The sequence below is a fragment of the Oscillatoria salina IIICB1 genome, from assembly GCF_020144665.1.
In the GTDB taxonomy this organism is placed as follows: Bacteria; Cyanobacteriota; Cyanobacteriia; order Cyanobacteriales; family SIO1D9; genus IIICB1.
Genome location: NZ_JAAHBQ010000013.1, coordinates 70,784 through 82,125, shown reverse-complemented (window position 1 = coordinate 82,125; position 11,342 = coordinate 70,784). Strand labels below are relative to the sequence as shown.

8 protein-coding genes are annotated in these 11,342 nt (G+C 42.3%); 5 read left to right on the top strand and 3 right to left on the bottom strand.

What is annotated here, in order from left to right:
- Window positions 1-220: 220 nt before the first annotated feature.
- The gene (locus G3T18_RS05235; RefSeq protein WP_224409481.1) at window positions 221-541 is read right to left on the bottom strand and encodes a slr1957 family protein; all 321 of its coding nucleotides are present in this window, start codon (window positions 539-541) and stop codon (window positions 221-223) included.
- Window positions 542-763: 222 nt separating this feature from the next.
- Window positions 764-1,231, bottom strand: a complete 468-nt coding sequence (locus G3T18_RS05230; RefSeq protein WP_224409482.1) for a VOC family protein — start codon at window positions 1,229-1,231, stop codon at window positions 764-766.
- 485 nt (window positions 1,232-1,716) lie between these two features.
- Here G3T18_RS05230 and G3T18_RS05225 point away from each other — a divergent pair, with 485 nt between their 5' ends.
- From G3T18_RS05225 to secA, 5 genes are all read left to right on the top strand, one after another.
- Window positions 1,717-2,589 carry an MBL fold metallo-hydrolase gene (locus G3T18_RS05225; RefSeq protein ID WP_224409480.1) on the top strand — a complete coding sequence of 291 codons (873 nt, stop codon included), beginning with the start codon at window positions 1,717-1,719 and terminating at the stop codon, window positions 2,587-2,589.
- A gap of 96 nt (window positions 2,590-2,685) precedes the next feature.
- Window positions 2,686-3,660, top strand: coding sequence for a bifunctional riboflavin kinase/FAD synthetase (locus G3T18_RS05220; protein WP_224409479.1), 975 nt, complete (start codon window positions 2,686-2,688; stop codon window positions 3,658-3,660).
- 66 nt (window positions 3,661-3,726) lie between these two features.
- The gene (locus tag G3T18_RS05215; RefSeq protein ID WP_224409478.1) at window positions 3,727-4,638 is read left to right on the top strand and encodes an AAA family ATPase; all 912 of its coding nucleotides are present in this window, start codon (window positions 3,727-3,729) and stop codon (window positions 4,636-4,638) included.
- 12 nt (window positions 4,639-4,650) lie between these two features.
- The gene (locus G3T18_RS05210; RefSeq protein ID WP_224409477.1) at window positions 4,651-5,244 is read left to right on the top strand and encodes a diheme cytochrome c; all 594 of its coding nucleotides are present in this window, start codon (window positions 4,651-4,653) and stop codon (window positions 5,242-5,244) included.
- Between the two features lie 281 nt (window positions 5,245-5,525).
- A complete protein-coding gene (gene secA / locus G3T18_RS05205) occupies window positions 5,526-8,354 on the top strand; it encodes a preprotein translocase subunit SecA (RefSeq protein ID WP_224409476.1) in 2,829 nt (942 codons plus the stop codon).
- A 132-nt stretch (window positions 8,355-8,486) separates the two neighbouring features.
- Here secA and G3T18_RS05200 read toward each other — a convergent pair whose 3' ends face one another.
- On the bottom strand, window positions 8,487-11,234 hold the full coding sequence (locus tag G3T18_RS05200; RefSeq protein ID WP_224409475.1) for a GAF domain-containing protein: 2,748 nt from the start codon (window positions 11,232-11,234) through the stop codon (window positions 8,487-8,489).
- Window positions 11,235-11,342: the final 108 nt, after the last annotated feature.

Below are 11,342 nucleotides of genomic sequence, written 5' to 3'. Positions count from 1 at the left end.
AATATTAGGGCTAAAGCCCTTACTACGAACTTAAGGACTTTAGCTTTTACTACGAACTTAAGGACTTTAGCTTTTACTACGAACTTAAGGAATTTAGCTTTTACTACGAACTTAAGGACTTTAGCTTTTACTACGAACTTAAGGACTTTAGCTTTTACTACGAACTTGACGGCTAAAGCCCTTACTACGAACTTAAGGACTTTAGCTTTTACTACGAACTCTAAATTTCTTCTACTTCTAATTGGGCTACGGTGATTGCGGCAAAAGCAAAAGCAACTACAATCGGCATTGGCGAATTAAGAAAATAACTAGAAAATGCTGCCACAATTGTCACAATTACTGCTGCAATCGACCACACTTTTTCGGGATGGCTTAAGCCTTTTTCTGCTTTAATTGTTTTGAGAATTTTACTCGGTATTGGTTCCGGCATCACGCCTCCTGGAGGAAATGCCCAGTAAGCATTTTTACTTACTTTAACTAAATCTGTCCAACCATTTTCTTGACACCATTCTTCCAGCCAGCGATCGCAGTAATGCTTCATAATATCTTGACTATGTCCTCTCTAGATAATTAGTAGTTGGGAGTTGTTTGCCCAACAAATACAAAAGTCTATTGTTTACAAAACTTAGTTGTTTTGAAATATATTTTTTTCACGCTCTCATCGTACCAGGAGATTGGATTTGAGCATCATCAAAAGATGATAAATTTAACAAAATAACACAGACAAGTTGCCTGTGAGATCGTTGGTAATTTTTGGCTAAATTTAGCTTTCGAGAGGATCGCAGCGAATCTCAATGATAAAGCCATCGGGATCGTAAAAATAAATACCTCTTCCGGTAGGACGAGTAACTGGACCTTGGTCAATAACTATGTCATTTTGTTGCAAAACCTTGACAGCTTCGTCAAACTGATTAGGGTCAATATCAAAAGCGAGATGATTAGCGCGGGTAAAAGCTTGTTTGGGATCGGGATCGGGAGGATTAAGATCGGGTTCAGAGAATAAATCTATAACCGTACCATCTGGCGTCACGAAGTTGGCAACTTTACCAGTTGCAACTAACTCTTTGAGGGTACTAGGAACCTCTTCCCCAGTCAATTCGTGAAGTCCGAGAATTGTGCCATAGAAGTAACGAGAAGCTTGGATATCCTTAACATTAAAAGCGATGTGGTGAACTTTACGCAGACTCCCTGGTTGGAGAAGTGGGTGGTTAAAAGTTGGAGTTTGAGTCATAGTCAGCTTGTAATCGGCGATCGCGATCGCCATCCTCTTGCTAAAATTTAATAACTGTTGCTTAATTGAATTGTAAGTGAGCAAGATCACAACTCCCTCCTGAAACCGTCACAAGCTAGAGCCCCACAAAACTGATATTTTTGATTAGCTCATCTCATAATCCTTGACTAAAAAATTTTTTTCTCAAAGGTTATCAAAAAATAAATCTCGCCGTAAAACTAGATTAAGGGTGACAGAAACGATGCTTGTTTTTTAAGTTCGGCAAAATAATACTCATTGTTTAAATTTGATTGTAAAGTTTAATCAGTTTCTCTTTAAATAAAAAATTAAGCATCTGCCGCCCGGGAAGGCTAGATCGGGTCTTCAAGAATTTTCTAACTCAACACAAGTCATAAATTGAGTAAAAATAGTACCATGATGAGAAATTGAAAAAACAACACTGCTACCAAGAGCCTGAAAAAGAAAAAAATCTTCAGCAAAGACCCATGTCTAGTATGCAAAACTTATTCAAAATCAACTTTTGGGGCGTTAGAGGAAGTATTCCCTGTCCAGGAGTAGAAACTGTCCGATATGGAGGAAATACGCCTTGCATCGAAATGCAAGTCGGGGAAGAACGTCTAATCTTTGATGGGGGTACTGGCTTACGAGTGTTAGGACAGTCACTTCTCTCACAAGGTCAAATAGAAGCGAGAATGTTTTTCACTCACTCTCACTGGGATCATATTCAGGGCTTTCCTTTTTTTATACCCGCTTTTATTAAGGGAAATTGTTTTCACATTTACGGGGCGATCGCGCCCAATGGTGCCAGCATTAAACAACGTCTCCACGACCAAATGCTGCATCCCAATTTTCCGGTTCCGTTACGAATTATGCAAGCGGATTTAAAATTTTATGACTTGGAAATCGGGGAAAAGGTCAAGTTTGGTGATGTTATCGTCGAGAATGCGAGACTAAATCATCCTGGAGAGGCTACAGGTTATCGCGTCAATTGGCGAGGAATGGCGGCGGCTTATGTTACCGATACCGAACATTTTCCTGACAAACTGGACGAAAATGTGCTTTGGCTAGCTAGAAATGCCGATGTTTTAATTATTGATGCTGCCTATACTGATGAAGAATATTATTCGCCTAGGTCGAGTAAAGTTGGTTGGGGACATTCTACTTGGCAAGAAGCAGTGAAAGTAGCGAAAGCAGCGAAAGTAAAAAAGTTGGTAATTTTTCACCATGACCCCTTACATAATGATGAATTTCTCGATCGCGTTAGTAAAGAAGCGATCGCTGCTTTCCCCAACACGATCGTCGCTAGAGAAGGTTGTTCGATTGAGTTAACTCAACCTTGTGCTGCGACTTCTCTTTAGCTTAACTAGTCACGATTTTCCTAAAAAACCTCAACCGATCGCTTCGATCGCGAGTTATTGAGAACAAATGACTCAAAGTATGTCAGAATGTAAAGCGTGTGGGTAACATCTTCTACTGCCACGGCTTTAACTCCAACTGCTGTTGCTCTCGGCAATTTTGATGGCGTGCATCGAGGGCATCGCCAAGTCGTGCAACCAATTTTATCTGAATCTCCTGTCACGCCGGAAAAGGAAAAAGAATTGCTTAAACATCGTCCCCTAGCTACGGTAGTTACTTTTAATCCTCATCCGAGAGAATTTTTTACTGGTCAAAGTCGGAAATTATTGACTCCTTTAGCTGAAAAAGCGGCACAATTAGAACGTTTAGGTGTCGAACAGCTAGTTTCGCTACCCTTCGACCAAGAAATAGCGTCTTTGAGTCCCCAGCAATTCGTTGCAGAAATTTTAGTCGAGCAGTTACAAGCAACTTTTATTAGTGTGGGAGAGGATTTTCGCTTCGGGAAAAACCGTGCAGGTTGTGCGACAGAATTGATTAATCTTGCTGCTCAATTTGGAATTGAAGTTACGGTCGCACCACTAGAAACTTGTGCTAGCGATCGCATTAGTAGTTCCCTGATTCGTCAAGCTCTCAGCGAAGGTGAAATCCCTAAAGCTAACCGACTGCTTGGTCGCGACTACACTTTAATCGGTCAGGTGGTAACTGGACAAAAATTGGGTAGAACTATTGGCTTCCCTACTGCCAACTTACAAGTACCCGCCGATAAATTTTTGCCTCGACAAGGAGTTTATTGTGTCACAGTTGAGAAATTTAGTGACTTTAATACTTCCCCTGAAACGCTCATTGGCGTGATGAACCTAGGTTGTCGTCCCACCGTAGACGGCAAAAATCCCACAATTGAAATACATCTGTTAGATTGGTCTGGAGATTTATACGGTCAAAAACTTATCGTTAGTTTAAAGCAGTTTTTGCGCTCAGAGCAAAAATTTCCTTCCCTCGACGCTCTCAAAGCGCAAATTGCTACCGACTGTCAAAGGGCGAGAAAATATTTTTCTGAACTTGACACTCGATAATCGCGATCGCCTTAATTTCTGATTAATTTTTAGTTTATTTTCTTGACAAATATGTTTTGAAATGCTATGCGAGAAAGAATTGAACAGCTAACAGAAAACCTCAGTCAAACCATCGTCGGCAAAAACGAAGCCATCCGCCTAATCCTAGTATCGATGTTAAGTGGAGGTCACGCCCTACTCGAAGACGTTCCGGGAGTAGGGAAAACCCTCCTTGCCAAATCTCTAGCGCGATCGATCAACGGAGAATTTCGGCGCGTTCAATGCACTCCCGATCTCTTGCCCACAGATATTACCGGAACCAACATATTTAAACAAGGCAACCAAGAATTTGAATTTTTGCCCGGACCAGTATTTGCTAACGTTCTCTTAGTAGACGAAATCAACCGCGCCACACCACGCACCCAGTCCGCCTTACTAGAAGTAATGGAAGAGCAACAAGTCACCGTCGATGGCGTAGCTAGAGCAGTACCCAAACCATTTTTTGCGATCGCCACCCAAAACCCCATCGAATATCAAGGTACCTTTCCCTTACCAGAAGCACAAATGGATCGCTTCGCCCTTTGTTTTTCTCTCGGCTATCCCACCGAAGCAGAAGAACTGCAAATGTTGCAGAAACAGCAACAAGGAATCAAATTCAACGAATTACAACCTTGTCTCTCTCTCGAAGACGCACTCGAACTACAACGCCTTGCTTCTCAAGTGAAAGTGACAACCGAACTGCAACAATATATTCTCAGGCTAGTACGAGCATCGCGTGAAGACGACGAAATCACTTTAGGAGTAAGTCCGCGAGGTACAGTTACCTTACAGCGAGCAACTCAAGCCTTCGCTTTTCTTGAAGGACGAGATCATGCTATTCCTGATGACGTGAAAACAGTGGCACCCCACGTCCTCACTCATCGTCTAATTCCCGCAGGTGGTCGTCAAGCCAAAACGATTGTCGAACGCTTACTGCGTTCCGTTCCCGTGGAAAATTAGCCTCACAGCTTTATGAAAAGCAAAAAAATTAAGCGCAGCCGCAAAAACCAAACCAGAAAAAAATCCCCTTTAATTTTATTGTTGCTGATTTTACTCTGGAGTATTGTCATTGGTTGGGGCATAGCTATTGGTGGAGAAACTCCAGCCAGCCAAATCGCTTCAACCAACCAACCCATTGCAGACAGCAACAATAATCTGGAAAAATTCAACTATTCTTTATCGCCAACGGGGAATAAATCAGTAGATTTTGTTCCCCCAAACCAAGAACTCGGTTTAAAAGTTTACCTGGAAAACTGTGCTAGCTGCCATATTCCCGTTCCTCCAGCCGTTCTCCCCAGCGAAAGTTGGCGTAGAATACTCCTCGAACCCCAACAACACTACGGACAAAGAATCCAACTACCGATCGCACTTGAAATCCAGTTAATGTGGAACTACTTAAGTTACTTCTCCCGTCCCCTGCAAGAAGAAGAACCAGTGCCTTATCGTATCGAGCGATCGCGTTATTTTCAAGCACTCCATCCCCAAGTAGATTTACCCACCACCCTCAACCTCAAAAACTGCGCTACCTGTCATCCTAACGCCACTCAGTTCGACTACAGTTGGTGATTAGGGACTGGGGATTAGGGACTAGGGAAGCCCGTAACAGCATCGAAACAAGAGAGAATGATACCATTATTAAGTAACCGACATTGGTGCGACCGTAGTCATTTTTAAATCATTAGTTGTCAAAATTACCTCTAAAATCGCAGCTTGGCGCTAGCTACCACCAATAGTTCAATCGCCTGAAGCGAATTATGAAAACTAGCATTCAGGATAAATAGACAAAAGCTTGACTACTGAGAGCCGTCAAACTATAGCTAATCAGTCAACGTTTTTTTACTTATACCATGTTAAAAAAATTATTCGGCGATCCTAACGCACGCAAACTCAAAAAATTCCAACCTTTAGTTGCGGATATTAATGTTTTAGAAGATGACATTAAGGAACTTTCCGACGAACAATTGACGGGAAAAACAGCAGAATTTCGCGAAAAATTGGCACAAGTGAAAACCGACGAAGAAGAGGCAGAAATCCTAGAAGAGATTTTGCCCGAAGCTTTTGCTGTTGTCCGCGAAGCTAGTCGTCGAGTTTTAGGAATGCGACACTTTGACGTTCAGCTACAAGGCGGTATCGTCCTCCACAAAGGACAAATCGCGGAAATGAAAACCGGGGAAGGAAAAACCTTGGTATCAACTTTACCTGCTTACTTAAATGCTTTATCAGGTAAAGGCGTTCATATTGTCACCGTTAACGATTATTTAGCACGAAGAGATGCTGAATGGATGGGACAAGTCCATCGCTTTCTCGGTTTGACGGTAGGACTGATTCAGTCAGGAATGACTCCACCAGAAAGAAAACAAAACTATGCTTGTGATATTACTTATGCGACGAACAGTGAGTTAGGTTTTGACTACCTGCGCGATAACATGGCAACCTCGATGGATGAGGTAGTGCAGCGTCCGTTTAATTATTGCATCATTGATGAAGTAGACTCGGTATTAATTGACGAAGCGCGAACTCCGTTAATTATTTCCGGTCAGGTAGAGCGTCCGACAGAGAAATATAAAAGAGCGGCATACATTGCGAGTCAACTTAAACCTCAAGCTGAAGATGAAAATGGACAAATTCGCGGCGATTACGAGGTTGACGAAAAAGCTCGTAATGTTTTGATGACTGATGAAGGCTTTGCTCATGCGGAAGAGTTGCTACAGGTAAAGGATTTATACGATCCAGAAGACCCTTGGGCGCATTATATTTTTAATGCTATTAAGGCAAAGGAACTATTTATTAAAGATACGAATTACATTGTCCGCAAACGTGAAGTCGTAATTGTCGATGAGTTTACCGGGCGGGTTTTGCCGGGAAGACGCTGGAGTGATGGTTTACACCAAGCCATTGAAGCTAAAGAAGATGTGGATATTCAAAACGAAACTCAAACTTTGGCGACGATTACCTATCAAAACTTTTTCTTGCTGTATCCTAAATTGGCAGGGATGACGGGAACGGCGAAAACTGAAGAAGCGGAATTTGAGAAAATTTATAAACTTCAAGTCACGATTATTCCGACGAATAAACCTTCTAAACGCTACGATATGTCGGATGTGGTGTACAAAACTGAAGAAGCAAAATGGAAAGCAGTTGCACTAGAGTGTGCGGAATTGCATAATCAGGGTCGTCCGATTTTGGTGGGTACTACTTCGGTAGAAAAGTCGGAGGTACTCTCTGATTTGCTTAATGAATTGGAAATTCCCCATAATTTGCTGAATGCTCGACCGGAGAATGTGGAACGAGAATCAGAAATTGTCGCTCAAGCGGGTCGAAAGGGTGCTGTTACCATTGCTACTAATATGGCGGGACGAGGAACGGATATTATTCTCGGTGGTAATGCTGAGTATATGGCAAGGCTGAAGGTTCGGGAATACTTTATGCCGAAGGTGGTGAAACCAGAGGAAGATGAAGGGCTGGTGGCTAGCGTTCCCGCAGGTGGTGGTGGACGTTCCCCCAAACCACAGGGTTTTGCTGGTGGGACGAAAACGAAGCTGAAAACTTGGAAAGCTTCGCAAGAAATTTATCCGACTCAGTTGTCTGCGGAAACTGAGCAAATGCTGAAAGATGCGGTGAAGTTTGCGGAGCAAACTTATGGCGAGCAAAGTTTATCAGAATTAGAGGCAGAAGAGAAATTGGCGATCGCGTCGGAAAATGCTCCTACTAATGACCAGGTGGTGCAAAAGTTACGCGATGTCTATAAAGCAATTTTGCACAAGTACGAAGAATTTACGGAAAGAGAACATGAGGAGGTAATTGAGTTAGGCGGTTTGCACGTGATTGGTACGGAACGTCACGAGTCTCGTCGTATTGACAATCAGTTGCGCGGTCGCGCGGGACGACAAGGCGACCCTGGTTCGACGAAGTTTTTCCTCAGTTTAGAAGATAATTTACTACGAATTTTCGGTGGCGATCGCGTCGCAGGTTTGATGAATGCTTTCCGCGTTGAGGAAGATATGCCGATTGAGTCGAAAATGTTGACTCGTTCTCTCGAAGGAGCACAGAAAAAGGTCGAAACTTTCTACTACGATACTCGTAAGCAAGTATTTGAGTATGATGAGGTGATGAATAACCAACGACGAGCTATTTATGCTGAACGTCGTCGGGTCTTGGAAGGGCTTGATTTGAAAGAGCAAGTTCTTCAATATGCAGAGAAAACAATGGATGACATTGTTGATGCTTATGTTAACCCGGAGTTACCTCCTGAAGAATGGAAGTTGGATGAGTTAATTAGTAAGGTGAAAGAGTTTGTTTACTTGCTGGAAGATTTGCAAGTAAAACAGTTGGAGGATATGACGGTAAGTGAAATTAAGACTTTCCTCCACGAACAAGTTCACAATGCCTATGATATTAAGGAAAATCAGGTTGACAAAATTCAACCAGGATTGATGCGTCAAGCTGAACGTTTCTTTATTTTGCAGCAAATTGATACTCTTTGGCGAGAACATTTACAAGCAATGGATGCTTTGCGCGAGTCGATTGGTTTACGCGGTTACGGACAAAAAGATCCTCTGATTGAGTATAAGCAGGAAGGTTATGAAATGTTCCTGGAAATGATGATCGATATTCGCCGGAATGTGGTTTATTCGTTGTTCCAATTCCAACCTCAAGTTCCCGCACAAGCGGTTTAATTTGGGGACTGGGGACTGGTGACTGGGGACTGGTGACTGGGGACTGGTGACTGGGGACTGGGGACTGATAACTGTTCACTGATAACTGGTCACTGTTCACTGAAACCCCCCTCTTCCCAATCCAATTCCTAATCACTTCCTAGGAGTGGGTAAAATTAAACGAGTTAAATAACGACCGTCTTGAAGTTTGTGGAAACGAAGTTTGCTACCTAAAGCTTGGATTATACGTTGACAAACTTTCAAATTTATGTTAGTAGGTGTAAAAGAATCAGCAGGAATTTCCCAAGGTAATTTAGCAGCAGATTTGTTTGTCGGTTGAACCTCCCAAGTTTCCACAAGTAACACTTCAATGTGAGCGGGGAGGGTGCGACACCAAAATTCAATTTCGCTACCTTCAGGAGCGCGAGATTGAGCAACTAAGAGTAATTCAAATAAGACACATTCGAGTTTAAAGCGATCGCTGTAAACAGTTAAACCACCAGCGTTATGAATGCGAGTAAGTAAATTACGTTTTTGGTAGCTAGTTTCAACCAAACGCAGCGATCGCTTGAGTAAACTAGGTACGGAGACAACTCCTAAACTACCTTTTAGTTGCCAATCTTCTTCAGCTATAACACTGGTGAGTGTGGCTTCGATATCTTCTAACTCACGCAGCTTTTGTTGTTGTCGTGTTTGTTGTAAAGATTGACCGCCAATTTCAATTTTATTCCCTTGAGGCTCGGTTTCGCTAAGAGCTAACCAATTAGCGACAGCTTGATGTAAAAATTCTAAGCAACGATGTTTGTACCAATTAAGAGTTTGGTTATCTCGTCTACCTTTGAGAAAAGTTGCAGTTTGTTGTTGGTTGCGGCGATACCAAGCAAATTGACGCATTAAAATAGTAGCTATTTCTCCCAGATGAGTGGGAAATTGACTACCATCAGGAAAAGCAAAAACAAACATTCCCATTGCAGTTTCATGGAAATAAGTACGTACGGGAAATAAGTAAGCTTTCGCCTGTTGAGGATAATTTAACCATTTTTTACTAATGGGGTTAAGTCCCGCTAAAGAACAATCATAAAAGTTGGAGGATGCAAGTGCAGCTTGCAGTAAAGGATCGCCTTCCACCGCAATAGTTAAATTATCTACAGATGGTAAAGCTCCCACCGATGCAGTTATTTTTCCTTGAGGTTTACTAACTTTTTGCCAACTTAAAAGTAAAGCAAAAGGAGCAGTGAGTAAATTAGCTAAATATTCCAACCAAACGCGATCGCTGTTAGCTTCCCAAAGTTGAGTCAGCCCAGTTTGCAAGGTTTGTTGTTGTGAAGATAAAGCTATGGTGTTATTTTTGAGTTTAACCAGCTTGAGTAGCCAACCAATTTGTCCTGCTACTACCGTAGCTAACAAACGTTCGGTGGAATTCCAAGTACGAGGAGCATTATGGGTAATTAATAACATTCCTTTTGCGTCCCCATTTTGAATAGGATGTAAAAGTAGCGATCGCGCTCCTAATTGACTTAAAGCTTTACTCCAATTGCTGAAATGTTCGCTTTCTTCGAGGTTTTCAATCGCAATTAAACCACCATCGGGCTTCATTTGCTGCCATTCTTCGTCTTCGAGAATGGGTATGGGAATAGTCAGCGATCGCTGATTCAGTGACGGATACTGATAAAGTAAAGTGTAGGTATCATCGCGATCGGCATTGAGCACTAAAAAACCAGGAACTTCAAAGCGCTTACAAACCAACTGACCGACGGTACTAAGAGCATTTTTGGCATCAGTATTACTCGCCAAAACTTCTGCTACTTGCGCCACTAAATTAGTATTACTACGAGATTGTTCAAACCTCGTTTCTAAATCTTCATTTCCCGCAACCAAAGCCGCAATTTGAGCAACTGCACGGACATAATTTTTCTCTGCACCTTCCCAAATTCTTGCTTCTTGGTCTTCTACAGCCAAAAAACCTGCTAATTCATCTTGAACGATAATTGGTGCAGCCAGCAAAGAACGAGCATGAAGTCGAGAAAGCAATTGTCCGGTACTTTCAGCCCGCAGAGGACTTCTTCCCGAACCGATCGCGACTAAACGATCTGCGACTAACATTTGATAAAAATCTTCTGCTTCAGCCACAGTAATCCCAGGGGCGCTATTGCGCAAATCGCTTACCCCGCGAATCATTTGCTGATTAGTTACTCGATGCCAAAAATAACGTCTTTGGGGAGAATACCAGTAAATATTTGTGCGTGTCGGGATGATAAATTGCTGAGTCAGATTGACAATAGTTTCTAAACGTTTCGAGAGGGTTAATTTTTGCTGTAACTCATCAAATAACTGGAAAAAAGTTTGGTCGGGACGTTTAGTTGCCGATCGCTGCCATTCTAATTCAATTTGGTAAAGAGCAGTCGCCAAACTACCGAATAGTAGCGAAAGTTCGGCACGTTCGCCAGGAGCAGGAGACACACCCCACAGGTGAGAACCTAACAAAACTAAACCAAAACAACGGTCTTTGCAGCGCAAAGGAAATAACAAGGCTCCTTCAACTTCAAATTGTAACGCCGCTCGTCGCCATTCTCCGGCGCGTGTTTCTTCCCGGAGATCGGAAACGCTGACTGGACGTTGCTGAATTACTACTTGTTCGAGTAAATCACCAGGAGTGAGGAGAAAATTTTTCTTGAGAAAGCTAGTTTCTCCATTCGGTGCTTTTCCACCTTTACCTACTAAACGATGTTCCAGGCGATCGTAAAGACCGATCCAAATTAAACGATAGTCAAACTCTGCCGAAAGGTAATCTAGGGTAGTTTCAATTAAAACAGAGGCATTGTCTTCCTCGCGTAAGATTTGTAAAACCCGTGCTAAAGCAACAAGTCTGTTTTCCTCGGTTGGGGGTAGTTGCTGACCCATTTTCGTTGTTTGTCGTCTCTAGTTAATTAATCTAGCAAGTTGTTGGTTTCACTAACGGAAATAATCAATAATCAACAATACGTTTGCTTGTATTATCGAGCAAGAAGT

What these genes read in the sequence shown, in the direction of transcription:
- G3T18_RS05230 (WP_224409482.1), bottom strand. Translation starts at nt 1,231, where the DNA reads ATGACTCAAACTCCAACTTTTAACCACCCACTTCTCCAACCAGGGAGT.
- G3T18_RS05235 (WP_224409481.1), bottom strand. Translation starts at nt 541, where the DNA reads ATGAAGCATTACTGCGATCGCTGGCTGGAAGAATGGTGTCAAGAAAAT.
- secA (WP_224409476.1), top strand. Translation starts at nt 5,526, where the DNA reads ATGTTAAAAAAATTATTCGGCGATCCTAACGCACGCAAACTCAAAAAA.
- G3T18_RS05200 (WP_224409475.1), bottom strand. Translation starts at nt 11,234, where the DNA reads ATGGGTCAGCAACTACCCCCAACCGAGGAAAACAGACTTGTTGCTTTA.
- G3T18_RS05215 (WP_224409478.1), top strand. Translation starts at nt 3,727, where the DNA reads ATGCGAGAAAGAATTGAACAGCTAACAGAAAACCTCAGTCAAACCATC.
- G3T18_RS05225 (WP_224409480.1), top strand. Translation starts at nt 1,717, where the DNA reads ATGTCTAGTATGCAAAACTTATTCAAAATCAACTTTTGGGGCGTTAGA.
- G3T18_RS05210 (WP_224409477.1), top strand. Translation starts at nt 4,651, where the DNA reads ATGAAAAGCAAAAAAATTAAGCGCAGCCGCAAAAACCAAACCAGAAAA.